The organism is Pseudidiomarina tainanensis (genome assembly GCF_004214835.1).
GTDB lineage: Bacteria > Pseudomonadota > Gammaproteobacteria > Enterobacterales > Alteromonadaceae > Pseudidiomarina > Pseudidiomarina tainanensis.
Genome location: NZ_PIQJ01000001.1, coordinates 820,120 through 846,700, shown reverse-complemented (window position 1 = coordinate 846,700; position 26,581 = coordinate 820,120). Strand labels below are relative to the sequence as shown.

Below are 26,581 nucleotides of genomic sequence, written 5' to 3'. Positions count from 1 at the left end.
CATGCAAAAAACACGCTTTGATGAGTTGGTAGAATTTCCGTGTCACTTTACCTTTAAAGTGATGGGACTTGCTGTACCCGAGCTTCCAGATTCGGTAGTTGCGGTTGCCCAGCAACATGCACCAGGTGATTACCTACCAACGGTAAAACCGAGTAGCAAAGGTAATTACCATTCTGTATCAATCAAAGTTCAAGTCACAAGCCAACAGCACATTGAGACGCTGTATCGTGCGTTAGCGGATATCGAAGAAGTTCGTTATGTCCTCTAAATTAGTTATTCGAAGTTTAGGTCGACAACCATACGAGCCGATTTGGGCCGCTATGCAAAAGTTTACTGATGAACGTGACGAAAATACCACCGATGAGCTGTGGGTGTTAGAGCACGACCCTGTTTTCACCCAAGGCCAAGCAGGCAAAGAAGAGCATATTCTGGCACCGGGCAACATCCCGATTGTGAAGGTAGACCGAGGCGGTCAAGTCACTTATCACGGTCCTGGACAGCTGGTGGTTTACTTTCTGCTCGATATTCGCCGGCGTAAGATGGGCGTTCGCCAGTTAGTTAATGCGATTGAAGATGCCATTGTGGCAATGATGGCAGAGTATGGCGTGGAAGCCGCTGCACGTCCTGATGCCCCAGGCGTTTATGTCAATGGTGCAAAACTTTGTTCGCTCGGTTTGCGTATACGTAAAGGTTGCTCATTTCATGGCTTAGCCTTGAACGTCGATATGGATTTGGAACCATTTTTGCGTATTAATCCATGTGGCTACGCCGGTATGCAAATGGTGCAAAGTAAAGATCTGAATGGTCCGCAAAGTGTCAACGAAGCGGCCCTGCATGTAACCCAAATTTTTGCTCGATTATTGGGTTATGAACACACGATAGAAGAAACAGGATTCGCGAAAGATTATGTCAAAGCCAGTTAGAGTTGAACCTGGAGTTAAATTACGCGACGCCGACAAAATGGCGTTGATTCCGGTGAAAATTGTCCCTACTGAGCGCGACCAAATGTTGCGCAAGCCTGAGTGGTTAAAGGTTAAGTTACCCGCGTCTACTCAACGAATTGACGAAATCAAACAAGCGATGCGTAAGCACGGCTTACACTCCGTTTGTGAAGAAGCCTCGTGCCCAAACCTCGCCGAGTGTTTTAACCACGGAACTGCGACGTTTATGATTTTAGGTGCTATTTGCACCCGTCGCTGCCCATTCTGTGACGTTGCACACGGCCGCCCTTTGCCTGTTGATCCTGAAGAAGCAGTGAAATTAGGTGCAACCATTCGTGATATGAAAGTGAAATACGTCGTGGTTACATCGGTCGATCGTGATGATTTGCGCGATGGTGGTGCTCAGCACTTCGCTGATTGTATTCGAGAAATTCGTGAGCAAAGCCCAGGTATCCAAGTCGAAGTGTTAGTGCCCGATTTCCGCGGTCGTATGGACGTTGCGCTTGAAATACTCGCAGATGAAGCACCTGATGTATTCAACCACAATCTAGAAACGGTGCCACGCATGTATAAGGCGGCGCGCCCTGGAGCGAACTACCAGTGGTCGCTCGATTTATTGAAGCGTTACAAAGAAGCGCGCTCTGATGTGCGGACTAAGTCTGGCTTAATGGTCGGTCTGGGTGAAACCAATGAAGAAATCTTAGAAGTTATGCGCGATTTGCGTGCTCATAACGTGGATATGCTGACGATAGGTCAATATCTGCAACCGAGCCGCCATCACCTTCCGGTGACTCGCTATGTCACCCCTGCCGAGTTTGATATGTTCCGCGAAGAAGGTGAAAAAATGGGCTTTACCCATATTGCCTCGGGGCCACTTGTACGCTCTTCCTATCATGCGGACATGCAAGCAGCCGGTAAGGAAGTAAAATGAGTACGCTCATTTGGTGCTTATTAATTGCGGGGTTGCTGCCCATTGCAGCGAAAGCCCCCGTGGTTTACTTTCAAAATCGCGATAAAGGCTATGACAACCGTCATCCTCGTGCCCAACAGAGCCGCTTAACCGGCGCTGGGGCGCGTGCAGTTGCTGGTCATTACAATGCCTTTGAAGCTTTTCCATTGTATGCAGCAGCGATTTTGTTAGTGTTGGTTACCGAACAAATCACTGCACTCAATACCACGCTTGCCATTAGCTTTATTGGTTTTCGTGTGGCATACCATGTGTTTTATCTCGCGAACTGGGACAAACTGCGCAGTTTGGTGTGGCTTTTTGCTCTACTTTGCCCGGTACTGATGATTGCACAAACAGCAATTACCGTGGGTGCGCAATAAGCTCGAGATAAAGCTCAGGCCATTCATTAATATCGTGATATTGCATTGGCGTCATCGCAATCAGCGGGCGCCAAGCAAACTTTCCAGCAACTGCGTTACAGGTTGCTACTGGATGCAAGCCCACCGACTCTGCCGCACTTCCCAAACGCCACTGTTCATCATTGATCTGCGTTGCCAATTGACGCCAATCCGCCACCGCGTGACGCCATGGTAACCGTCGCCAAAGTTGCTTTAATTCGCGCCCAGACATAACCGTGTTGTCGGTAACCACCACGTTGACACTGGCATGGTTATAACGCCCCACACAAAAACCTTCAGCAAGCTCAGGTGCCATGGCGTATTCATCAGCCAAGCCAAGCCAATGGCCTATTTCATGCGCAAATAGAGATAGTGACGCATTAATGGGAAGTATGATTTGATTAGCCGTGCTGCTCGCTATGCCATCACCGGCTCGAACAAAGACAATACGACGCTGGTTCATGTCAATTGTTTGTGTTTGTTGCCACCGACAATCCATGCGTGCGCGAGTACCGACAATGTCGCACTGCAATTGCGCTGCATGATAAGTTTGTATCGAAAAGCAATTCACAAACTGCGCCAGAGGGTGTTGATGCCACTGTGAAAGTTGTTCTAACACCTGTCGTTTTTGCGTCTGTGGCAAATAAAGCGTTACCGGCTCAACAACGCCACACTGTTGATTCTGGAGCGACGGCAGCGGCGCAATGCCATACGCTGCTGCCTCGTGTAAATTACTCGCGTTACTGGCATGACTCAGTACAAGTGCCATCACGCTGGTAAACATTGTCTTCACAACGTTACGCCGTTATCCATTCGTTGCATTGGTTTCTAATGCTTGTTTGCTGCGTTGCAGCTCTAAGCCTGCATAGCGGTATTCTAAGAACATAAACACATTGGTACTCATGGCCAGTCGAAAATACACCGATGCGGCCGAGAAATCACCGTTGAGTTGCTGTAGCTTGCCCAGATAGAAATAGGTTTCGCACATGCGCTCCGCGAGTGTTTCATCTGGCTTTAAATCACGTACCGCAAAGCCGTTCAAAAACGTTTGCTCATCAATGGCGCCGAGCATTAAGTCGACTAGACTCCAGCCCCATTCAGTATTGCCATACTCAACACGACGCTTTGCTAAGTTCAATCTGGCAGCGGTCGCATCGTCTTCCACTTCCGCTAAAAATAGCCAAATGACTCGATATGGGTCTGTCGGTTGTGCTTCAAAATAGTCACGGAAGTCACTAATGGCGAGGTCAATGCGTTCGTCGTAATAAGCGTTTACACCGCGGTTGAGGATTGCATAAGGATGTTCAGGATCAAGTTCTAAAACCCCGTCAAACATCTCATAGGCATAGCCAAATTCTTCTAATTGCGTGTAATGAATCCCGAGGTAATTGTAGGCATCTGCTAAGCGCGGGTTGTACTCTAAAGCGTGGTTAAAATCGATCCGTGCCAACGTGACCAATCCAAGTGCATCGTATAACGAACCGCGACGATACAATAATTCTGCGCGACTTTCTTCCGGCAGTTCCAGATCGCGGGCGACAATTTCATTCAATTTCGCAATCTCTAACTGGTAACGGGCATCCGCTTCTTGTGGCGTCACCACAAATAAATTAGTCAATGCGTTGTCTGATGATTTTCCTGTTTGTGCACACGCACTTAAAAACATCATCAGAAAAATGACAAGCCCGATACGAATTTTCATGAATCACTACCTTGTTGAAAAGCTTCTAACAGCATAATAACGTAGATTGCCTAAAAAAACGAAAATTCAATGTTAAGAAAGCCCAATAAAAAAGCTGTGTCCGGCTCCCCGAACACAGCTTTTCAGCTTTTGATTACGACGGTAACTTATTCGTCGTTTGAAGACTCTTCAGCCGCATCTTGTGCAGGCGCTTCAGCCGGCTTATCAGCAGCATCTTTCATGCTCAAACGAACACGGCCTTGGCGGTCAATTTCGAGTACTTTTACTGGTACAACATCACCAACTTTCAAATACTCGTTCACGTCGTTCACACGCTCTTCAGCGATTTGTGAAATGTGCACCAAGCCATCTTTGCCAGGTAGAATCGTCACGAACGCACCGAAATCAACGATACGTGCAACTTTACCTTGGTAGATTCGGCCCACTTCAACTTCAGCTGTCAATTCTTCAATACGCGCAATCGCTGCATCTGCTGATTCTTGGTCAGTTGCTGCGATACGTACGGTACCGTCATCATTGATTTCGATGTTGGTATTTGTGCTCTCGGTTAATTCACGGATAACTGCACCGCCCTTACCGATAACGTCACGAATCTTATCTGGATTAATTTTGATTGTGGTGTAGCGTGGCGCGTAGCTTGATAATTCAGTACGAGCACCAGAAATCGCATCATCCATCACGTTCAAAATGTGCAAACGCGCAGCTTTTGCTTGAGCCAATGCAATTTCCATGATTTCACGTGTGATACCGTCAATCTTGATATCCATCTGAAGCGCTGTGACACCTTCTGTGCTACCCGCTACTTTAAAGTCCATGTCGCCCAAGTGGTCTTCATCACCCAAGATGTCAGACAACACAACAAAGTTGTCGCCTTCTTTGACCAAGCCCATGGCGATACCAGCAACTGACGATTTAATTGGAACACCAGCATCCATCAACGCTAATGATGCACCACAAACTGATGCCATCGAGCTTGACCCGTTTGATTCAGTGATTTCTGACACCACACGAATGGTGTACGGGAATTCTTCTTGTGATGGCATGACCGCTTGCACACCACGTTTCGCCAAACGACCGTGACCAATTTCACGACGCTTCGGTGAACCTACCATGCCGGTTTCGCCCACACAGTATGGAGGGAAGTTGTAGTGCAACATGAAACGGCTATCAGTGCGACCAGTTAGGTCGTCAATCATCTGCGCATCACGCTCAGTACCTAAGGTAGCAGTGACCAACGCTTGGGTTTCGCCACGAGTAAATACCGCAGAACCGTGCGTACGCGGTAACACGCCAGTAGCGATATGCAATGCACGCACCATATCTGGTTCACGGCCATCGATACGCTTTTCACCGGCGATGATACGGCTACGCACCACTTTGCTTTCCAATGAATGGAATAAGTCACCAATTTCTTTCGCATCCAAAGTTTCGTCTTCGGCAACTAATTTCTCAGTGATTTCAGCCTTTAGCGCAGCGATTTGTTCGTAACGCTTGGCCTTCTCAGTGATGCGGTAAGCATCGCCGATACCTTGCTCAGCCAATTCTTTGATTTTGTTCAATAAAGAATCGTTAGTCGCAGGAGCTTGCCAGTCCCACTTCTCTTTACCAGCTTCAGCTGCAAATTCGTTAATCGCATTGATCACTGATTGCATTTGATCGTGACCATAAACGACCGCGCCTAACATGGCGTCTTCAGACAGCAACTGAGCTTCTGATTCAACCATCAATACTGCGCTTGACGTACCAGCAACAACTAAATCAAGTTTCGAAGTAGCGAGTTCGTCCATGGTTGGGTTCAATACATATTCGTCGTTGATTACACCAACGCGTGCTGCACCAATTGGGCCAGCAAATGGAACACCAGAGATAGCCAACGCCGCAGAAGTACCAATCAACGCAACGATATCAGGATTGATTTGTGGATTAACCGATACGACGGTCGCAATCACTTGAACTTCGTTGTTAAAACCTTCAGGGAATAACGGACGAATTGGACGGTCGATTAAACGTGAGGTCAACGTTTCGTTTTCTGAAGGACGGCCTTCACGCTTGAAAAAGCCACCAGGTATTTTACCAGCTGCGTAAGTACGCTCTTGGTAGTTCACGGTTAATGGGAAGAAATCTTGACCTTCTTTAGCGTCTTTTTTTGCGACAACGGTCACCAATACGGTGGTGTCGTCCATGCTTGCAAGTACTGCTGCTGTTGCTTGACGCGCCATCGCGCCAGTTTCTAATGTGACTGTATGCTGACCATACTGAAATTTCTTTGTAATCGGATTCACGTGTTATTTTCCTTTCTTCTTTCTCTCTAAATTCTAAAGCGCTATTAGCTACTAGATATTAGATACTCGCTAAATGCCGGCTCGCTTTTCTAATATCCAATATCTAATATCCAATATCGCTTTAGTTTTTCATTAAACGAAAAAGGGGCCACAACAGGCCCCTTTGCTCGAACAGTGCTTAGCGACGTAAACCGAGTCGCTCAATCAGGCTTGCATAGCGCTGATTGTTTTTACGCTTTAAGTAGTCCAACAACTTACGACGTTGGCTTACCATACGTAACAGACCACGACGTGAGTGGTGATCTTTTGCGTGTTCTTTAAAGTGGCTTTGCAGCTCGTTAATGTTTGCAGTTAACAAAGCAACTTGAACTTCTGGAGAACCAGTGTCGTTTTCGCCTTGACCGTATTCTTTAACGATTTCCGCTTTTTGTGCCGCAGTTAGTGACATATATTACTCCTGATTGTTTAAGAATGTCAGTGCCAATCACTAATTCAGCACCGACGAAATCGCTGTGGATTATACGCATGAACGCTCGCAAACGCAATGCTAACAGCGGGTAAACTCAGTTTTATAGATTCAGTACGCGCTTTGGTGCGAGCACGCCATTTTGCCAAATGCCAATGCCAATAAATTCACCGCTATCCGATCGAAAAACTCGCCATGGCTCAGCGCTATCAGCAGCATCCAGCGCAGCTCGCGCTGGATTACCACTTTGAAAACGCGCTGCATTTTCGGCATCAATTGAAACCGCCTGAATTTGTCGAATGACACAGTCGTTTGGCTGTAATAAGGCGTCCAAAGCGGCGTAGTCACCGGCCTCAGGGTTGCACTGGTCTGCAACTTCGGCCAATTCACTTAAGCTCAATAGCGGCCCCTCAACGCCTTCTATCCAACTGCGATGCAATTCTTGTACGTATGCCCCGCAGCCTAGATATTGCCCCATGTCGTCAATTAACGTTCGAATATAAGTGCCTTTCGAACACGTCACTTCCAACGTTAATTGTTGCTCTGACCAATCAATAAAATTTATCGCATGAATGGTGATTTGCCTCGTTTTTCTAGGCACTTCAATACCTTGACGCGCATACCAATACAGCGGACGGCCTTCATGTTTTAGCGCCGAATACATCGATGGCGATTGTTCTTGGCTGCCGATGAAATGGTCAATTGCTTGATTGATTCGCGTCTGCGACAAGGTTGCTAGCGCCGCTGATTCGCATTCCCAAGCAATATCCCCCTCGGCGTCGCTGGTGGTTGTTCTCGCACCTAACTGTGCGACAACCCGATAGGTTTTATCTGCCTCTAGGGCAAAATGAGATACCTTTGTTGCCTCACCAAAACACAGTGGTAACAGCCCAGTTGCTAACGGATCTAAAGCGCCCGTATGACCCGCCTTATTGGCATTAAAAAAACGCCGCACTTGCTGGAGTGCGGCGTTTGATGTGATATCACGGGGCTTATCTAACAAAATCACGCCGCTGACATTGCGGCCCGATTTACGTCGTCCCATTTATTCGTCTCCGCTTGAATCCGATTGAGTATCACTGCTGTCATCAGTTTTATCGCTACGCTTTGAATCACGTCTAATGGCTTCATCAACCAGACGTGACATACGAATACCTTCGTTCAACGACGGGTCGTGTACAAAGCGTAATTCTGGCGTGATACGAGCGCGTACGCGCTTGCCCAACAATGAACGGATAAAGCCAGATGCCTCATTCAGCACTTTAAGTGCTGTTTTGACATAAGCTTCATCGTCGTTAAAGAAGGTCACGAAAACTTTTGCATATGCAAGATCTCGTGACACTTCAATATCCGACACAGTGACCATTGATACGCGTGGGTCTTTGATTTCGCGTTGCAATATCATCGCGATTTCTCGTTGATATTGCTGCCCCACGCGATCAGTACGGCTAAAATCTTTTGCCATATTGGTTTATAGGCTCCGCTCTACTTGAATCGTTTCAAATACTTCGATTTGGTCACCGACTTTCACGTCGTTGTAGTTCTTCACGCCGATACCACATTCCATGCCATTACGAACTTCTTGTACGTCGTCTTTAAAACGACGCAACGAATCAAGCTCGCCTTCAAAGATAACAACGTTATCACGAAGAACACGAATTGGAGCTGAACGTTTGACGACACCTTCAGTAACCATACAACCGGCAATAGCGCCAATCTTCGGTGACTTAAACACGTCACGAACTTCTGCCAAGCCGATGATTTGTTGTTTGAATTCTGGTGCGAGCATACCGCCCATTGCCGCCTTCACTTCATCAATCAGGTCGTAGATAACGCTGTAGTAGCGTAAATCAACCGCTTCTTGTTCAATGACACGTTTAGCTGATGCATCAGCACGGACGTTAAAGCCGACAACGATAGCGTTCGAAGCACTTGCCAACGATGCGTCAGTTTCGGTAATACCGCCAACGCCGCTACCAATAATATTCACTTTCACTTCATCAGTAGATAACTTCACCAATGAGTCAGCAATCGCTTCCAACGAACCTTGAACATCAGACTTCAATACAACGTTCAATTCTTTCACGTCGCCTTCAGCCATATTCGCAAACATATTTTCTAGCTTCGCTTTTTGCTGCTTCGCTAGCTTAATTTCACGATATTTGCCTTGACGATAGTTGGCAACTTCACGCGCTTTACGCTCATCTTTTACAGCGGTTGCTTCATCGCCCGCTTGCGGAACACCCGATAAACCGAGAATTTCCACAGGAATTGAAGGCCCAGCTTCTTTAATGTCTTTACCGTTCTCATCGCGCATCGCACGAATACGACCATATTCAAGACCACAAAGAACGATATCGCCTTGGCGTAAAGTACCTTCTTGAACCAAGACTGAAGCAACTGGACCACGCCCTTTATCGAGACGTGATTCAATCACGATACCTTTTGCCATGCCGCTGGCATTGGCTTTTAGATCAAGTACCTCAGCTTGCAACAAGACCGACTCAAGCAATTGCTCAATACCGTCACCGCTATGCGCAGATACCGGTACGAACATCACATCACCACCCCATTCTTCTGGGATAACATCGCGTTGTGCTAGTTCGTTCTTCACACGATCTGGATCTGCTTCTGGCTTATCCATTTTGTTGATTGCAACAACAATTGGTACGCCTGCCGCTTTCGCGTGCTGAATCGCTTCCAATGTTTGTGGCATCACGCCATCATCTGCAGCAACAACCAAGATAACGATATCCGTTGCACTCGCACCACGTGCACGCATTGACGTAAACGCAGCGTGGCCTGGTGTATCGAGGAAGGTAATCATGCCATGGCCGGTTTCAACGTGGTACGCACCGATATGCTGAGTAATACCACCCGCTTCGCCACTGGCGACTTTCGCTTTACGAATGTAGTCGAGTAACGAGGTTTTACCATGGTCAACGTGACCCATAACGGTTACTACTGGCGCACGAGAAACTTGTTGCTGGTTCTCAGCTTCATCACGATCCGCCAGAATCTCTTGCTCAAGCGCATTTTCACTAACCAACACCACTTTGTGCCCCATCTCTTCAACTACCAACGAGGCAGTTTCTTGATCAAGCACTTGGTTAATCGTGACCATTTCACCCATTTTCATCATGGTTTTGATCACTTCGCTAGCCTTCACCGCCATACGGTTCGCTAACTCACCAACAGTAATGGTTTCACCTAGTTTCACTTCACGTTCAACAGGTGCTGCAGGCTTGTTAAAGCCGTGCTGCAACGATGAACGTTTTGAACCTTTACGACGTTTCTCACGGCGAGGCGCTTCGTCACGCTCGTCGTCTTTACCACGACGTTTGGTTTTGTTGCGACGAGCACGGCGTTCTTCGCCTTCATCCTGCTCATCTTCTGCTGCTTGCGCAGTTTGCGAAGTCGTGAAGTGCACTTCTTCCTGCTCAGCTTGCTTACGTTTGGCTTCTTCTTCTTGCCAACGCGCTTCGTTTTCTTCTGCTAAGCGGCGAGCTTCTTCAGCCTGACGTGCAGCTTCTGCTTCCGCTTTTTTGCGCGCTTCTTCTTCTTGCGCTTTGCGTAAACGTTCCGCTTCAGCCTTCGCCTCGTCCGCCTTCTGGCGCTCTTCTGGCGTCATTGCTGCGCGTTTTTCAGCTTCAGCTTTTGCCTTCGCTTTCTCTTTTTCTTTGCGGGCCGCTTCTTGCTTCGCTTTCTCTTCGGCCGCTTTCGCATCAGCTTTTGCCTTCGCTTCAGCTGCCGCTTTCGCTTCTTCTTCTTTGCGCTTGGCTTCTGCCGCTAAGCGTTCTTGTTCGGCTTTTTCTTGATCAGCTTTTTGCTGTTCTTCAAGCGCAGAACGCTTCACGTAAGTACGCTTTTTACGCACTTCAACCTGCACTGACTTGCTGCGACCTGGGCCGCCACCAATACTCAGTGTGCTTTTTTCTTTGCGCTTCAACGTCATTTTGGCAGGCTCACTCGGACCACTACCACCATGCGCCTTATTTAAATGGGCTAACAGGGCCTGCTTTTCATCCTCATTGACACGGTCGCCTGGCTGCTTTTTCATGCCTGCTTCCGCAAACTGTTGCACCAAACGATCAACTGTCGTACCGACGTCTTTAGCTAGTTTATCCAGCGTTACTTCTTCCATAGTCTATAGTACCCCCGTTGATCTTATTCTTCGTTACCGAACCAGCAAATGTTGCGTGCTTGCATAATCAGCTCGCCTGCTCGTTCTTCGGTCAACTCATCAATTCCGGCTAAATCATCGATACCTTGCTCTGCAAGGTCTTCTAAAGTGATGATGCCACGGCTTGCGAACACATAGGCCAAATGACGATCTAAGCCTTCTAAGTTCAATAATGTTTCGTCCGGCTCAGCACTTTCTAACGACTCTTCGTTCTTCAGCGCTTGTGTTGTTAACACCGCTTTCGCACGTGTACGCAGCTCTTCAACGATATCTTCATCCATACCTTCAATGTCGAGTAATTCGTCAACTGGTACGTATGCGATTTCTTCAAGCGTTGAAAAGCCTTCATCGACGAGTACTGAAGCAAAGTCTTCGTCGATATCAAGTTTTGACGTAAACAAGTCGAGAACTTTCTGCGCTTCAGCTTGGTTTTTCTCGGTGAACTCATCAACTGACATGACATTTAATTGCCAACCAGTTAACTGGCTTGCCAAGCGCACGTTCTGACCCGCTTTACCAATTGCCTGTGCCAAGTTACCTTCTTCAACCGCGATATCCATGGTGTGCGCTTCTTCGTCAACGACAATCGACGCAACTTCTGCCGGCGCCATTGCATTAATAACGAATTGCGCTGGGTTATCATCCCACAACACGATATCGACACGTTCACCACCGAGCTCACCCGATACGGCTTGTACACGTGCACCACGCATACCAACACAAGCGCCGACTGGATCGATGCGACGGTCATTACTTTTCACTGCAATTTTGGCTCGTGAACCCGGGTCACGCGCGGCACCGCGAATTTCAATCATCTCTTCGCCGATTTCCGGTACTTCGATGCGGAACAATTCAACCAAGAAATCTGGATGTGTGCGGCTTACGAATAATTGTGCACCACGTGCTTCTGGGCGCACATCGTAAAGAAGACCGCGAACACGGTCGCCAGCGCGGAATGATTCACGCGGTAATAATTCTTCACGATAAATAATCGCTTCGGCGTTGTTACCTAAATCAAGAATAACGTGCTCACGCGTTGCACGTTTGACAATGCCGCTCACTAACTCACCGACTTGATCTTGATATTCTTCAACAACTTTGGCGCGCTCAGCTTCACGGACTTTTTGCACGATAACTTGCTTCGCGGTCTGCGTTGTAATGCGGTCAAATTCAATCGATTCGATTTGCTCTTCAACATAGTCGCCAGCGTTTACAGACTCGTCTTCATACTGAGCTGCCGCTAAACTAATTTCGCGATATGGGTGCTCAAGCGGCTGTTCACTGTCGTCAACTACTAACCAACGACGATAGGTATCAAATTCGCCGGTTTGACGATTGATACTTACGCGAACATCGATATCGCCTTCATATTTCTTTTTAGTTGCGTGTGCAAGCGCAGATTCAAGTGCCTCAAAAATCTTCTCTTTTGACACATCTTTTTCGTTTGAAACCGCTTCTGCAACCAATAAAATTTCTTTTGCCATTGTTTTGCCTCGCCTACGCAATCCTTAGTTGAACTGAGGAACTAAATGAGCTTTCTTAATTGATGACTGAGCTACTTTGAACTGCTCGCCATCAATACTAAATTCAATGTGATCGCCATCAACAGCGGCAATCACGCCTTTAAACTTACGTTTACCTTGTTGCGCCATGGTTAGCTCAACCGCAGCCCTTTCACCGATATAATCAGCGTACTGGCTAGCTTTAAAAAACGGACGTTCCATTCCTGGCGACGATACTTCAAGGAAGTACTCACTGTTGATCGGGTCTTCAACGTCCAAAATTGCGCTCACCTGATGGCTGACATCAGCACAGTCATCAACACTAATTCCATTTTCGGAATCAATGTATACACGCAACGTTGAGTGTTTTCCGGCGCGCACAAACTCGACACCCCATAAGGTGAAGTCTAAGGCGGCAACTGCCGGTTCTAACATGTCAAATAAACGGTCTTCCATTCGAGCCAAGTTTGCTAACTCCTAAAAACAAAAAAAGGGCGTAAACGCCCAGTGTTGTTGACTGCCCACTCAAACTAATATTTCAGAATTAGTTTGCCGCAGCAAAGGTCACATAGTAAAAAGCCCCGAACTGCTGCGGGGCTTTTAAAACACTGGACCCTTTTGTAATTGGTTGCGGGGGCAGGATTTGAACCTACGACCTTCGGGTTATGAGCCCGACGAGCTACCAGACTGCTCCACCCCGCGTCCGAAAACGTGTCCATATTATACGGGTTTCGACTTGAAACCGCAACCGTGGCCGGTTGCTAATTTGGTGCGGATGGCGGGACTTGAACCCGCACGCCCGAAAGCACTACCCCCTCAAGATAGCGTGTCTACCAATTCCACCACATCCGCAAAACTTTGACGCTTATCAAGCGTTTAATTAATTGCCGCCAGGAACGTCGCTGTCGTTCGCTGGAACAGCTGGCACTTCTTCAACTGGCACTTCGATTTCGTCAAACTTACCTTTGGTGTCGCCATTGCCAGAAGACAAGTTACCAAGCACCAAACTCAAGACGAAAAATACGACAGCCAAAATTGCCGTTGTCCGCGTTAAAAAGTTACCTGAACCGCTTGAGCCGAAAACGGTATTTGATGCACCTGCACCAAATGACGCGCCCATATCAGCTCCTTTACCCTGCTGAATCATAATGAAACCAATCAGGATCAAGGCAACAATTAAGTATGCAATCAATAAAATTTCGTACATAACTTATTTACTCCGGGTTTGTGCAGCGTTACAAATCGCGACGAATTGTTCTTCGATTAAGCTTGCGCCGCCTATCAAACCACCATCTATATCCGCCTGAGCAAACAGTTGCTCGGCATTGTCAGCCTTCACGCTTCCACCGTACAGTACTTGCACGTTAGCGCCTGAAGGCCCGAATTTTTCTTGCAACCAGTTACGAATAAACGCATGAACTTCTTGCGCTTGCTCTGGGCTGGCCGTTAAACCGGTACCAATCGCCCAAACTGGTTCATAAGCAACCACTATACGTTCACAGTTATTACAATCTGCTAGAGCTTCTTGTAACTGTGCCGCAACAACATCAAATGTTTGCTGTTGTTCACGTTCTTCAGCACTCTCACCGACACACAGCACAACGGTCAAATTTGACTCGTTAAGGGTGTGGTTTACTTTCGCTGCAATGCGCTTTGCATTATCGCCATAAAACTGACGACGCTCAGAGTGACCAACGAGTACCATACTGGCACCAGACTCTACCAACAACGCTAAGCTATGTTCACCGGTGTGCGCACCACTTACGTGTTCATTGGCATCTTGTGCGCCAAGTTGAATGTTGTCGTAAAACGCTGCTTGTTGCCAAGCTGGGAGTAATACGGCTGGTGGGCATACCACCACACTCACGTCAGCATGCTGCGCTGCACTTTCGCGAAGTGCTTCAGCCATGGCCGTGACCAATTGCCGGTCACCGTTCATTTTCCAGTTAGCTATAACTAACGGTTGGCGTTGCATCTAAACCTCTGACTTCGTTGAGAGCGGCGAGATATTACATAACCTCGCCGCAACTTACAAGCAGTGAATGCGGAAATAATGCATCACTGGTTAATTACTAGCCGCTTCGACTTCGCTCGCTATTTCTTCGGCGAATTTACGAACAGTTTTGGCGTCTTTTCCTTCCACCATGACACGAATCAATGGCTCTGTGCCTGACTTGCGTAAAAGTACTCGTCCATTGTTGCCTAACGCACGTTCGACTTCTTGCACGACCGCCCGCACATTCTCCGCTGCAAGCGGATCTGAGCCGGCATTGAATCGCACGTTAACTAATGCCTGAGGAAACTTCACAAAGTTTTCCAGTAGCTCATCGAGCGAGCGACCTTCGCGCTGCATTGCGGTAAGTACTTGCAAACCGGCAATGATACCATCACCGGTGCTATGGAATTGGCGATTAATAATATGGCCGGAATTTTCACCGCCAATGCGCCAATCACGTTTGACCAACTCTTCCATCACATAGCGGTCACCGACTTTGGCTCGAACAAACGGAATACGCCTATCAGTAAAGAACTTCTCAAGCGCAAAGTTGCTCATCAATGTGCCGACAATACCACCTTGTAGCAGGCCATCTTGCTGCGCTGCACGCGCAAGGATGTAGATGATGTCATCGCCATCAACAATACGACCACTTGAGGTGACCATCATAATGCGGTCACCGTCGCCATCCAGCGCGAAACCCAAATCAGCTTTGTGCGCTAATACTTGCTCACGTAGCGCATCAAGATGCGTTGCACCGCATTTTTCGTTGATGTTCACACCATTTGGTTCAGTGCCAATTTCCCAAATATCAGCACCCAGCTCAGTCAACACATCTGGCGCGATGTGATAGGTCGCACCATGCGCACAATCGACAACAATCTTTAACCCTTTTAAGGATAAGTCCGATGGGAATACACTCTTACAAAACTCAATGTAACGCCCAGGCGCATCATCAATACGACTTGCGCGGCCCATGTTTTCAGACGGCACACAACGAATCGGCTCGTCTAATAACCGCTCGATTTCCGCCTCAACACTATCCGGTAACTTACTCCCTGAATCAGAGAAAAATTTAATACCGTTATCATAATATGGGTTGTGTGAAGCACTGATAACAATACCGGCAGCAGCACGGAAGTTCCGCGTCAGGTATGCTACCGCAGGCGTCGGCATAGGTCCTAAAAACTCAACACTGACACCGGCAGAAAGCAAGCCAGCTTCTAACGCGGACTCTAACATATAGCCTGATAAGCGGGTGTCTTTCCCTACCAATACACGCTGATTACCACTTGCCGACAAGACTGTTCCGGCAGCCCATCCAAGTTTTACCGCGAAATCTGGGGTTATCGGAAAATCACCAACGCGACCACGCACCCCATCGGTTCCAAAATACTTACGCTGACTCAAGCGAATTCTCCAGCCAAGGTTGCTGCAACAACTTTCATTGCATCAACCGTTTCCTTGACATCATGCACACGAATAATCTGTGCCCCTTTCATTGCAGCAATCGTTGCCGCCGCTATGCTACCCGCTAAACGTTCATTAACTTCACGCCCAGTCACTTGGCCGAGCATCGACTTTCGGGACATGCCAACCAATAGTGGTAACTGCATGTCATGAAACGCCTGCAATCGCTGTAGTAGCTGGTAATTATGCCTGACTGATTTACCAAAGCCAAAGCCTGGATCGAGATAAATGTTGTTTTTTTGTATTCCGGTATTCATGCAAGCACGTACACGCTCATCAAGAAACTGTCTTACGTCATTAACTACGTCATCATAACGCGGCTCATGTTGCATCGTGCGCGGCTCACCTTGCATATGCATCAGGCAAACTTTAACTTCGGGGGCCGCTGCTAGTAACTGCTCCGCCCCCTCATCGCGAAGCGCATTGATATCGTTAATCATGGCTACATTCAGCTTCAAAACTTCAGCCATAACGGCGGTTTTGCAGGTATCAACTGAAATAGGAACGGCGAAATTCGCTTTTAATTTCTCAACAATCGGCACAACTCGGTCAAGCTCTTCGGCAACGCTAACACCGGTGCTACCAGGACGGGTTGATTCGCCCCCCACATCTAACCATGCGGCGCCATCAGCGATCATCTGCTCAGCTTGACGTAATGCGTTATCCACTCGATTAAATTTACCACCGTCAGAAAAAGAATCCGGTGTCGCATTTAAAATGCCCATCACTTCAATGTTTGCGCGTGTATCAGCCATCAGTTTGTCCACCATCATTCAAAAAAAAGCCCCGCTTTACGGGGCTTTTCGACACTGATTAACTCGCTGGTGTGTCGCCAGCTGGTTTACTCGTCGATACCGGTTGGCTACCTTCCGCCTTCCCGTCATCGCCACCAGACTTGTTGTTGTCGCGTTGCTGCCAATCACGTGGCTCACGCACATCACGACGGTTCATCAAGTCATCAATCTGATCTGCATCAATTGTTTCGTACTTCATTAATGCATCTTTCATGGTGTGCAAGATGTCGACGTTTTCTTCCAATATCCGCTTTGCCCGATCATAGTTACGGTCGATGAACAATTTAACCTCTTGATCAATTGCTCGCGCGGTTTCATCAGACATATGTTTATGTTGAGTTACTGAGCGACCTAAAAACACTTCATTTTCGTCGTCAGCGTATAACAATGGCCCCATCTTTTCAGATAGACCCCATTGCGTCACCATCTTGCGCGCGATTTGCGTTGCACGTTCAATATCATTGGAGGCACCGGTGGTCACTTTATCGTCACCATAAATCAACGCCTCGGCAATTCGACCACCAAACAGACTTGAGATCATACTCTCCAAGTGCTGCTTTGAATGACTCACACGATCTTGCTCCGGCAAGTACATGGTCACGCCGAGTGCTCGGCCGCGAGGAATAATCGACACTTTATAAACTGGATCATGCTCAGGCACTAAACGCCCGACAATCGCGTGTCCCGCTTCGTGATAAGCAGTCATTGCTTTCTCATCTTCGGTCATCACCATCGAGCGGCGTTCGGCACCCATCATGATCTTGTCTTTAGCTTTTTCGAACTCTTCCATCGCGACAACTTTTTTGTTGCCTCGCGCCGCGAATAATGCCGCTTCGTTTACCAAGTTCGCTAAATCAGCACCTGAGAAGCCTGGTGTACCGCGCGCAATTAATGATGCATCAACATCTTTGCCTAAAGGAACCTTACGCATATGAACTTTCAAAATCTGTTCACGACCACGAACGTCTGGCAAGCCAACCACAACCTGGCGGTCGAAACGACCTGGACGCAATAACGCAGGGTCAAGAACATCTGGACGGTTGGTTGCAGCAATCACGATAATACCTTCGTTGCCTTCAAAACCATCCATTTCCACAAGCATTTGGTTCAAGGTTTGCTCACGCTCATCGTGCCCACCACCTAAACCAGCACCACGCTGACGACCAACCGCATCAATCTCATCGATAAAAATGATACAAGGTGCAGCTTTTTTCGCTTGCTCGAACATGTCACGAACCCGCGAAGCACCGACACCGACGAACATTTCGACGAAGTCTGAACCAGAAATCGAAAAGAATGGTACACGCGCTTCACCCGCAATTGCTTTCGCAAGCAAGGTTTTACCAGTACCTGGAGGGCCAACCATCAACACACCTTTTGGAATTTTGCCGCCAAGGTGCTGGAATTTGGTTGGGTCTTTTAAGTAATCAACCAGTTCGGTCACTTCTTCTTTCGCTTCGTCACAGCCGGCGACATCAGCAAACGTGGTTTTAATTTGGTCTTCGCTCATTAAGCGCGCTTTACTTTTACCAAACGACATAGCACCACGGCCACCACCGCCTTGCATTTGGCGCATAAAGAATATCCACACGCCAATCAACAACAACATTGGGAACCAAGAAATAAAGATTTGCGCCAAAATACTAGGTTCTTCCGGCAGCTTACCGTTTACTTCTACGTTGTTCTCCAACAAGTCATCCAACAACTTGGGATCGTACTGAGTTGGCACCACCGTAGTAAACTGCTCACCACTGCGCGACTGCGCGGTAATCATGCGACCATCGATATCAACCGAACGCACACCACCGTTGTGGACTTGATTGATAAATTGGCTGTAAGCCACTTGTTGACCATTAGCACCGCTTTGACTGAAGTTGTTAAATACAGTCATTAGAACAACGGCTATGACCAGCCATAAAATGAGATTTTTTGCCATATCGCTCAAAGCTGACTACCTCTTGTTTGCATTTGTAGCACGCCCTACAGGGTACTACAGTTTGTAACCGGTCGCTACCAGATACACTTCCCGCGAACGGGCTCGTGATGAGTCTGGCTTACGTGTCTTCACTGTTTTAAAAGCAGCGCGGACATTTTTCAAAAATTCTTCAAAGCCTTCGCCTTGGAATACTTTGACGACGAAACTACCGTTTGGTTTCAATACTTGATGACACATATCTAACGCTAATTCAACGAGATACATAGAGCGTGGTTGATCCACATTGTCATTCCCACTCATATTCGGTGCCATATCGGACAACACTACATCTACGTTTTTGCCACCAATTCGGCTCAATAGCGCACCCAAAACTTCCTCGTCACGGAAATCGCCTTCGAGGAAATCGACCCCAGCGATTGGGTCCATCGGCAAAATATCGCAAGCAATGACTTCGCAGTTACCATGTAGCGAATCCACCACAAACTGCGACCAACCTCCCGGCGCAGCTCCAAGGTCGACCACGGTCTGGCCTTGCTTTAAAATCCGATCTTTCTGCTGTATCTCTTCTATTTTAAATACGGCACGTGAGCGGTAACCCTTTTTCTGTGCCTTTTGCACATAGTGGTCGCTAAAATGTTCTTGTAACCAGCGTTTGCTGCTGGCGGAGCGTTTTTTCGTCATGTTTCTCTTACCAAACTGGCTTCTTCTACCCAGATGGCGGTAGAATAGCGGAAATTCAAGTCATTCGATGGGATATATTACATGGCAACGGCCGTAACCTTAAGCAATAAACAAAAACAACACTTAAAATCATTGGCGCATTCACTTAAACCAGTGGTGCTGTTGGGCGCTAATGGTCTCACTGAAGGTGTGATGGCGGAGATTGAATTGGCGCTTGATCACCACGAGTTAATCAAAGTGAAAGTACCTGACGAAGACCGCGAAATGCGCGAGCAAATTTACGCGACAATCATAGCACACACCGGTGCAACGAAAGTTCAGGTAGTCGGTAAGATTCTGACAATGTATAAACCAAGCGCAGCAGCGAAGATTCAACTGCCACGAGCTTAACTATTTATTGTCGGTGGCCTTTTGCGCTGTGGCGAGAGCTAATGCAACTTGTTGCAGCGCAGTATCGAGTAACATTGCGTCACCTCGACGTTTAAAATAAGCCTCTGTCATAAATTGATGATTGGCTTCGGTCATCGGCACGTTATGCTTTTTCATAATAGGCTCTACATACTGCAAAGCCTTCATGGTATCGGCAACCGACGGAGCGGCATACTGAACCTCGTCTTGCTCAGTGACAACCAAGCTCACATTCGGGTAAAACAGATCCACATTTGGCGCAAACAGCCAATCCAACGACACCCCCTGTCGTAGCATTCCTTCAATCACGCGATCATAATTCAATGACTTACGTCGCTTCCAATTACTATACGTACTCGCTGGAAGCCCCAGCCAGCGCATTACAGCGCTCGCCGTAGTCTGTTTCGAAACTAATTTCAAGCGTTCCATACAGGTATCAAGATCCGGCAATTCCATGTTGCTTTTAGCCATAGTCTGTGGTCTATTTTGCCTAACCTGTCATTTGACACTTCTTTGTCGATTTACGCATCAAATGACATGTTTTTATTATTTATGAGTTATTTTTGGAGTTCGTTGTGAGCTTCATTTTCACTTCACTTGAACAAAGAAGCACTATACCTGATGGATAGCAAACAAATCAAAAAGGAATTAATGCGACGGGGTTATGATTTTTCAATGATCGCGGAGGCTTTAGGTAAAAGTCCATCTTTGATTTCCAAAGTGGCGTCGCGCAAAGCGCGCTCACAGCCGGTTGCCTTGGCGATTGCCAAAGCACTGGGGATGGAGATTGATGAGGTGTTTCCGGATGTCGATGCGTATCATCAAGTACCTATGACACCGGAGCAGCGCAAACAAAAACAGCGCGAACTGGTCGCGCTGTTAAGAAACTAAAAAGCTTAATGATGATGTGATCGGTTAAAGATATTCGACCTTAACAACCTCATATTCAACTTCGCCGTTCGGGGTATTCACTCGAGCAGCATCATCAATCTCTTTACCAATCAATGCACGTGCAATTGGCGAATTAATCGAAATCAGGTTCTGCTTAATGTCGGCTTCATCATCACCGACAATCCGATAGGTCATTTCTTTGTCGGTAACCGTATTATAAACCGTTACCGTTGCGCCGAAGATGACTTTACCTTGGTTGGGCACCTTAGTGACATCAATGATTTGCGCATTAGATAGCTTCGCTTCAATTTCTTGAATACGGCCTTCACAAAACCCCTGCTGCTCACGCGCGGCATGATACTCGGCGTTTTCTTTCAAATCACCGTGCTCACGAGCATCAGCGATCGCCTGAATAATGCGCGGGCGATCTTCCGTTTTTAAGCGTTTCAATTCCTCCCGCAGCATCTCAGCGCCGCGGGTGGTCATTGGAATCTGATTCATCGTTCTAAAACCCTTTTGTGCAACGATTGCAATGAGTTAACACGTGCACGGTCATCCGCCGTATTCGCTTTCACCGTCGCAAATGCTGCATTTAATGTTGTGGTATAGGTTACTTTATTTAAGAGCGCTTCTCGGCGAATATAAACCGAGTCTTCAATGGCTTGGCGCCCTTCAACAGTATTAATAATGTAACTGTACTCGCCGTTCTTAATTGCATCAACAATATTCGGACGACCTTCTTGTAGCTTGTTAACCACCGAGCAAGCAATACCCTCGTCATTGAGTAGTTTTGCTGTACCGCGAGTCGCTTCAAGGCTAAAACCTAAGCCAATCAAGCCGCGAGCCAAATCGAACAGACGCGATTTATCGCCATCACGCACTGACAATAACGCTTTACCAGCTTTCGCTAGAGCTTCACCAGCACCTAAGTTAGCCTTGGCATAAGCCTCTTCAAAGCTTTCGCCAACACCCATAACTTCACCAGTTGAGCGCATTTCTGGTCCGCGAATCGGGTCAACGCCTTGGAACTTAGCAAAAGGAATGACAACCTCTTTTACCGAGTAGTAAGGAGGAATTACTTCTTCCGTATAGCCTTGCTCAGCAAGTGACTGACCTACCATGACGCGAGCCGCGATTTTGGCAAGCGGTAAGCCAGTTGCTTTCGACACAAACGGCACCGTACGGGCAGCACGTGGATTCACTTCGATGAGATAAATCTCGTCGTCTTTAATCGCAAACTGTGCGTTCATTAGTCCATTCACGCCAAGTTCAAAGGCTAACTTGCTCATTTGATCGCGCAGTTCGTCTTGGATTTTGTCACTTAACGAGTATGGCGGTAATGAACAGGCTGAGTCACCCGAGTGAACACCCGCTTGTTCAATGTGTTGCATAATGCCGCCAATCAATACATCTTTGCCGTCACAAATCGCATCGACATCAACTTCAATTGCATTGTCTAAGAAGCGGTCAAGTAAGACTGGTGCTGAGTTTGAAACTTTTACTGCATCCGTTAAGTAACGCAACAAATCGCTCTCGTCATAAACGATTTCCATTGCGCGCCCGCCCAACACGTAAGATGGACGCACAACCAACGGATAACCGATACGTTCTGCTTCACGTAATGCTTCATCAACTTTCGTCACCGTTGCGTTTTCCGGCTGCTTCAAGCCTAAACGGCGTACGGCACCTTGGAAACGCTCGCGGTCTTCGGCACGGTCAATGGCATCTGGGGAGGTACCAATCACCGGCACACCATTCGCTTCAAGTTCGCGCGCTAATTTCAGTGGCGTCTGGCCGCCGTATTGAACAATCACACCTTTCGGTTTTTCAACACGAACAATTTCCAGCACGTCTTCTAATGTAATCGGCTCAAAGTAGAGGCGATCAGAGGTATCGTAATCGGTTGAAACCGTCTCAGGGTTACAGTTCACCATGATGGTCTCGTAACCATCTTCACGCAATGCCAACGCCGCATGAACACAGCAGTAGTCAAATTCAATACCTTGACCAATGCGGTTCGGGCCGCCACCGATAACCATGATCTTATCTTTATCGGTTGGTGCCGCTTCGCACTCTTCATCATAAGTCGAATACATGTAAGCAGTGTCTGAACGGAATTCAGCTGCACAGGTATCAACGCGCTTATAAACTGGATGAATGGCTAATTCATTGCGGCGGCGACGTACTTCAGTTTCAGCAACGTCAAGTAAATCAGCAATACGCTTGTCGGCAAAGCCCTTACGCTTCAATAAACGCAGTGCGTGTTCATCCAAACCTGCCATACCCAGTTTCTGGACTTCTTCTTCGAGCAGTACAATTTCTTCGATTTGAATCAAGTACCACTCGTCGATGCGGGTCAGCTCAAACACTTCATGCACGGTCATACCTAAACGGAAGGCATCGGCAATGTAGAAAATACGTTCTGCACCCGGCTCTTTCAATTCGCGAATCACTTTACCGCGTGCTTCTGGGTCATTCACATCAACCATTGGGTCGAAGCCAGACACGCCGATTTCCAAGCCGCGTAATGCCTTTTGCAATGACTCCTGTTGGTTACGACCAATCGCCATCACTTCACCCACTGATTTCATCTGGGTGGTTAAGCGGTCATTACAGCCAGCAAACTTTTCAAAGTTGAACCGTGGGATCTTCGTCACAACGTAGTCAAGCGCAGGCTCAAATGACGCTGGCGTGACGCCACCGGTAATCTCGTTCTCTAGCTCATCAAGGGTATAGCCAACCGCTAATTTCGCTGCAACTTTCGCAATGGGGAAACCAGTCGCTTTCGAGGCAAGTGCTGATGAACGCGACACGCGCGGGTTCATCTCAATGATAACCATGCGTCCAGTATCTGGACATACGCCAAACTGAACGTTTGAGCCACCGGTTTCAACGCCGATTTCACGTAATACAGCCATCGCTGCATCACGCATCAACTGATATTCTTTATCGGTTAATGTTTGCGCCGGAGCAACGGTGATTGAGTCACCGGTATGAATACCCATGGCATCAAAGTTTTCAATGGCACAGACAATAATGCAGTTATCTGCACGGTCACGCACCACTTCCATTTCGTACTCTTTCCAACCAATCAATGATTGGTCAATCAGCAACTCTTTGGTTGGCGATAAATCTAAACCACGGCGGCAGATTTCTTCAAACTCTTCGCGGTTGTAGGCGATACCACCGCCGCTACCGCCCATGGTGAAGCTTGGACGAATAATTAACGGAAAGCCGAATTCTTCTTGAATCTCGAATGCTTCTTGCAGGTTATGGGCAATTTTTGCATTTGGCGTTTCAAGGCCAATTGCTTTCATGGCTTTATCAAAGCGATCACGATCTTCTGCTTTATCAATCGCATCCGCATTCGCGCCAATCATTTCAACATTGTACTTATCCAGTACGCCGTGTTTATCTAGCTCTAACGCACAGTTTAGTGCAGTTTGACCACCCATGGTTGGCAATACGGCATCAGGACGTTCAACTTCGATAATTTTCGCAACCACTTCCCAATGAATGGGTTCAATGTAGGTGACATCGGCCATTTCTGGATCGGTCATGATAGTTGCCGGGTTCGAGTTCACCAAAATAACTCGGTAACCTTCCTCACGCAGCGCTTTACATGCTTGCGCACCAGAGTAGTCGAACTCGCAGGCCTGGCCGATAACAATCGGACCAGCACCAAGAATTAGAATGCTTTTAATGTCGGTACGTTTTGGCATAGTTACTGGCTCATCAATTCAATAAAGTGGTCAAATAACGGGGCCGCATCATTCGGGCCAGGGCTTGCTTCAGGGTGTCCTTGAAAGCTAAACGCTTTAACATCCGTGCGCTCAATACCCTGTAGAGTACCGTCGAAGAGTGATTTGTGTGTTGCCTTGAGATTTTCTGGCAAAGTCGCTTCATCAACCGCAAAACCATGGTTTTGACTGGTAATCATCACACGGCTTGTTGCTAAATCCTGTACTGGATGGTTCGCGCCATGGTGACCGAGCTTCATTTTCACGGTTCGTGCACCACTTGCTAAAGCTAGCAATTGGTGACCTAAGCAAATACCAAAGATAGGTACTTCTGCAGCAATAATGTCTTTAATCGCCTGAATGGCATAATCACATGGTTCCGGGTCACCCGGTCCATTCGACAGGAATACCCCGTCTGGATTCATCGCTAAGACATCTTTTGCTGGGGTTTGCGCCGGTACCATCGTGACTTTACAGCCCCGGTCCGCCAACAAACGTAAAATATTACGTTTACAGCCATAATCGTATGCAACAACATGGAACTTCGGCTCGGTTAGTTCGCTAAAGCCTTGGCCCAATTTCCAACTTTTACTCGTCCACTCTACTGGTGTGCGGATGGTCACTTCTTTCGCCAGGTCTAAACCTTTCAAGCCTGGGAATCGTTGCGCTAATTCAAGTGCTTTGTTCACATCAATATCGCCAGCCATGATGCAACCATTTTGCGCACCTTTCTCACGCAAAATACGGGTCAACTTACGCGTATCAATGTCGGCTATACCCACAACATTGCGTTGACGAAGATAATCACCCAACGACTGTTCGCGGCGGAAGTTACTCGCTTTGAGCGACATATCACGAATGATCAAACCTTTCGCCCATACGCGATTCGATTCTTCATCTTCGTGGTTTGTGCCGTAATTGCCAATGTGGGGATAAGTAAGGGTAACGATCTGTTCTGCGTAGGAGGGGTCGGTGAGAATTTCTTGGTAACCGGTCATTGCGGTGTTAAAAACAACTTCACCAACTGCGGTACCGCCGGCGCCAATAGCCGTGCCGTGAAAAACAGTCCCATCGGCAAGTACCAAAATGGCTTTACTTGCTGAGTGGCTCGCTAGAATACTCAAGGTTAACCTCCGTACATAAAAAAACGGGTGAATCAAAAAAATGACTTCCCCGTTGATTACCTTGCACCAGCGTCGGATATTCAGAATGCATCCAAAGCTATTTAGCTCGCTCTGAATTTGCACCTCTGAATACCAGTGGAGTGCGCGTTTCAGCTTGCCCGAAATGTTACTGGCAAATTGACCGCATTCTACAGAAATTTAGCCGTTTCGTAAACTGAAAATTAGCGGTCAAGCATACGAATTAACTCAACCGCGCCAGTCTAGATGAATTGTTTTAAAAGTGTATTCAATGCTAAGACATCCGCCATCTCATAATATCCCGAAGGCTGTTCTTTAAGCCATTGCGCAGCTTGAATAGCGCCGCGGGCAAATATTTGTCGGTTACTGACGCGATGAGTCAACTCAAGTCGTTCGCCTTCATGTGCAAATAACACCGTATGTTCGCCAATGATATCCGCAGCTCGCATCACCGAAAATCCGATGGTTCCTGATTTACGCACACCATCGCCGCGCACACCAGCCGAAACATCCTTTAACGTTTGTCCCCGCCCTCGGGCCGCACTTTCTCCTAGCACCACCGCAGTACCTGAGGGCGCATCACGTTTTTTATTATGATGCGCTTCAAAGATTTCTATATCGGTATCCGGAAGAGCCGCCGCAGTCAATTCCACCAGTTGTCGCAATAACGTAATCCCGACACTCGTATTCGCGGCATATAACACGGGAATGCTTTGCGCAGCGTGGTTTAGTTCGTGATGGTGTTGCTGACTGAGTCCAGTGGTGCACACCACAATGGGCACATTCAATTTTTTCGCTAAGGCTAAATTGTCAGGCAACGCCTGCGGCAGAGAGAAATCGATGAGTATTTCGACTTGATTCAACTTTAGGTCGCTAGCATGCTGATATTGTAAACCCGCCCCAGCGTCGTTGGCGCGCACTAACTCACCATATCGATTCGATTGCTGACTGACGATTGCAGCTGTTACTGCAATATCTGATTGTCGGGCTAGCGCCATCACCGCCTGCCCCATACGGCCAGAGGCACCGAGAATTCCAAGTTTCATGAGTCATACTCGTGGTCATTGTTTATGGCTCAAAGCTTAGCGTAAAAGTCATCC

At 47.6% G+C, this 26,581-nt stretch carries 26 protein-coding genes and 2 tRNA genes; 6 read left to right on the top strand and 22 right to left on the bottom strand.

The window, feature by feature from the left end; translation table 11 throughout:
• Nucleotide 1 precedes the first annotated feature (1 nt).
• From ybeD to CWI82_RS04025, 4 genes are read left to right on the top strand one after another with little or no spacing between them, the layout of a single operon-like run.
• Nucleotides 2–268 (top strand): DUF493 family protein YbeD, encoded by a 267-nt coding sequence (ybeD, locus tag CWI82_RS04040; RefSeq protein ID WP_092855673.1) that lies wholly within the window; start codon nt 2–4, stop codon nt 266–268.
• A complete protein-coding gene (gene lipB / locus CWI82_RS04035; RefSeq protein WP_092855675.1) occupies nt 258–923 on the top strand; it encodes a lipoyl(octanoyl) transferase LipB in 666 nt (221 codons plus the stop codon). The genes ybeD and lipB overlap by 11 nt, the downstream gene beginning before the upstream one ends.
• Nucleotides 907–1,872, top strand: coding sequence for a lipoyl synthase (gene lipA, locus CWI82_RS04030; protein ID WP_092855677.1), 966 nt, complete (start codon nt 907–909; stop codon nt 1,870–1,872). Before lipB ends, lipA begins: the two co-directional genes overlap by 17 nt.
• A complete protein-coding gene (locus CWI82_RS04025; RefSeq protein WP_092855679.1) occupies nt 1,869–2,270 on the top strand; it encodes an MAPEG family protein in 402 nt (133 codons plus the stop codon). Before lipA ends, CWI82_RS04025 begins: the two co-directional genes overlap by 4 nt.
• Here the strand turns inward: CWI82_RS04025 and CWI82_RS04020 are convergent.
• The 17 genes from CWI82_RS04020 to rlmE all read right to left on the bottom strand — a co-directional run bounded on the left by CWI82_RS04020 (nt 2,251) and on the right by rlmE (nt 19,300).
• The gene (locus CWI82_RS04020; protein ID WP_130202746.1) at nt 2,251–3,081 is read right to left on the bottom strand and encodes a hypothetical protein; all 831 of its coding nucleotides are present in this window, start codon (nt 3,079–3,081) and stop codon (nt 2,251–2,253) included. The genes CWI82_RS04025 and CWI82_RS04020 overlap by 20 nt on opposite strands.
• A gap of 12 nt (nt 3,082–3,093) precedes the next feature.
• The gene (gene nlpI / locus CWI82_RS04015) at nt 3,094–3,990 is read right to left on the bottom strand and encodes a lipoprotein NlpI (RefSeq protein ID WP_130202745.1); all 897 of its coding nucleotides are present in this window, start codon (nt 3,988–3,990) and stop codon (nt 3,094–3,096) included.
• Nucleotides 3,991–4,136: 146 nt separating this feature from the next.
• Entirely contained in the window at nt 4,137–6,272 is a 2,136-nt protein-coding gene (pnp, locus tag CWI82_RS04010; RefSeq protein WP_130202744.1) for a polyribonucleotide nucleotidyltransferase, read from the bottom strand.
• Between the two features lie 178 nt (nt 6,273–6,450).
• Nucleotides 6,451–6,720, bottom strand: a complete 270-nt coding sequence (rpsO, locus tag CWI82_RS04005; protein WP_092855684.1) for a 30S ribosomal protein S15 — start codon at nt 6,718–6,720, stop codon at nt 6,451–6,453.
• A 121-nt stretch (nt 6,721–6,841) separates the two neighbouring features.
• The gene (gene truB / locus CWI82_RS04000) at nt 6,842–7,783 is read right to left on the bottom strand and encodes a tRNA pseudouridine(55) synthase TruB (RefSeq protein ID WP_130202743.1); all 942 of its coding nucleotides are present in this window, start codon (nt 7,781–7,783) and stop codon (nt 6,842–6,844) included.
• The gene (rbfA, locus tag CWI82_RS03995) at nt 7,784–8,203 is read right to left on the bottom strand and encodes a 30S ribosome-binding factor RbfA (protein ID WP_092855687.1); all 420 of its coding nucleotides are present in this window, start codon (nt 8,201–8,203) and stop codon (nt 7,784–7,786) included.
• Nucleotides 8,204–8,209: 6 nt separating this feature from the next.
• On the bottom strand, nt 8,210–10,882 hold the full coding sequence (gene infB, locus CWI82_RS03990; RefSeq protein ID WP_092855689.1) for a translation initiation factor IF-2: 2,673 nt from the start codon (nt 10,880–10,882) through the stop codon (nt 8,210–8,212).
• A gap of 23 nt (nt 10,883–10,905) precedes the next feature.
• Entirely contained in the window at nt 10,906–12,405 is a 1,500-nt protein-coding gene (gene nusA, locus CWI82_RS03985) for a transcription termination factor NusA (protein ID WP_130202742.1), read from the bottom strand.
• A gap of 24 nt (nt 12,406–12,429) precedes the next feature.
• Nucleotides 12,430–12,879, bottom strand: a complete 450-nt coding sequence (gene rimP, locus CWI82_RS03980; RefSeq protein WP_407681422.1) for a ribosome maturation factor RimP — start codon at nt 12,877–12,879, stop codon at nt 12,430–12,432.
• A gap of 169 nt (nt 12,880–13,048) precedes the next feature.
• Nucleotides 13,049–13,125: transfer RNA gene (locus CWI82_RS03975), tRNA-Met, on the bottom strand.
• 65 nt (nt 13,126–13,190) lie between these two features.
• Nucleotides 13,191–13,275, bottom strand: a tRNA-Leu gene (locus CWI82_RS03970).
• Nucleotides 13,276–13,303: 28 nt separating this feature from the next.
• The gene (secG, locus tag CWI82_RS03965; protein ID WP_130202741.1) at nt 13,304–13,630 is read right to left on the bottom strand and encodes a preprotein translocase subunit SecG; all 327 of its coding nucleotides are present in this window, start codon (nt 13,628–13,630) and stop codon (nt 13,304–13,306) included.
• 3 nt (nt 13,631–13,633) lie between these two features.
• Nucleotides 13,634–14,398 carry a triose-phosphate isomerase gene (gene tpiA / locus CWI82_RS03960; RefSeq protein ID WP_092855702.1) on the bottom strand — a complete coding sequence of 255 codons (765 nt, stop codon included), beginning with the start codon at nt 14,396–14,398 and terminating at the stop codon, nt 13,634–13,636.
• A 90-nt stretch (nt 14,399–14,488) separates the two neighbouring features.
• A complete protein-coding gene (gene glmM / locus CWI82_RS03955; RefSeq protein WP_130202740.1) occupies nt 14,489–15,829 on the bottom strand; it encodes a phosphoglucosamine mutase in 1,341 nt (446 codons plus the stop codon).
• Entirely contained in the window at nt 15,826–16,644 is an 819-nt protein-coding gene (gene folP / locus CWI82_RS03950; RefSeq protein ID WP_092855715.1) for a dihydropteroate synthase, read from the bottom strand. Before folP ends, glmM begins: the two co-directional genes overlap by 4 nt.
• 58 nt (nt 16,645–16,702) lie before the next feature.
• The gene (gene ftsH / locus CWI82_RS03945) at nt 16,703–18,628 is read right to left on the bottom strand and encodes an ATP-dependent zinc metalloprotease FtsH (protein ID WP_092855717.1); all 1,926 of its coding nucleotides are present in this window, start codon (nt 18,626–18,628) and stop codon (nt 16,703–16,705) included.
• A gap of 45 nt (nt 18,629–18,673) precedes the next feature.
• Nucleotides 18,674–19,300, bottom strand: coding sequence for a 23S rRNA (uridine(2552)-2'-O)-methyltransferase RlmE (gene rlmE / locus CWI82_RS03940; protein WP_092855719.1), 627 nt, complete (start codon nt 19,298–19,300; stop codon nt 18,674–18,676).
• 81 nt (nt 19,301–19,381) lie between these two features.
• Between rlmE and yhbY the strand changes: the two genes are divergently transcribed.
• Nucleotides 19,382–19,690: a ribosome assembly RNA-binding protein YhbY gene (yhbY, locus tag CWI82_RS03935; protein WP_092855721.1), complete on the top strand. Its 309-nt coding sequence runs from the start codon at nt 19,382–19,384 to the stop codon at nt 19,688–19,690.
• On the opposite strand, the gene CWI82_RS03930 is transcribed toward yhbY, so the two are convergent.
• Nucleotides 19,691–20,179: a helix-turn-helix domain-containing protein gene (locus CWI82_RS03930; RefSeq protein ID WP_130202739.1), complete on the bottom strand. Its 489-nt coding sequence runs from the start codon at nt 20,177–20,179 to the stop codon at nt 19,691–19,693.
• 150 nt (nt 20,180–20,329) lie between these two features.
• On the opposite strand from CWI82_RS03930, the gene CWI82_RS03925 reads away from it, so the two are divergent.
• Entirely contained in the window at nt 20,330–20,599 is a 270-nt protein-coding gene (locus CWI82_RS03925; RefSeq protein ID WP_130202738.1) for a helix-turn-helix domain-containing protein, read from the top strand.
• A 24-nt stretch (nt 20,600–20,623) separates the two neighbouring features.
• On the opposite strand, the gene greA is transcribed toward CWI82_RS03925, so the two are convergent.
• The 4 genes from greA to dapB form a co-directional block, all read right to left on the bottom strand.
• Nucleotides 20,624–21,100: a transcription elongation factor GreA gene (gene greA, locus CWI82_RS03920; protein ID WP_092855726.1), complete on the bottom strand. Its 477-nt coding sequence runs from the start codon at nt 21,098–21,100 to the stop codon at nt 20,624–20,626.
• Complete coding sequence (gene carB / locus CWI82_RS03915; protein ID WP_092855729.1) at nt 21,097–24,321, bottom strand: carbamoyl-phosphate synthase large subunit; 3,225 nt, start codon at nt 24,319–24,321, stop codon at nt 21,097–21,099. The genes greA and carB overlap by 4 nt, the downstream gene beginning before the upstream one ends.
• Nucleotides 24,322–24,323: 2 nt before the next feature.
• A complete protein-coding gene (gene carA / locus CWI82_RS03910) occupies nt 24,324–25,463 on the bottom strand; it encodes a glutamine-hydrolyzing carbamoyl-phosphate synthase small subunit (RefSeq protein WP_130202737.1) in 1,140 nt (379 codons plus the stop codon).
• Nucleotides 25,464–25,723: 260 nt separating this feature from the next.
• Nucleotides 25,724–26,527 (bottom strand): 4-hydroxy-tetrahydrodipicolinate reductase, encoded by an 804-nt coding sequence (gene dapB / locus CWI82_RS03905; protein ID WP_130202736.1) that lies wholly within the window; start codon nt 26,525–26,527, stop codon nt 25,724–25,726.
• Between the last annotated feature and the right edge of the window lie 54 nt (nt 26,528–26,581).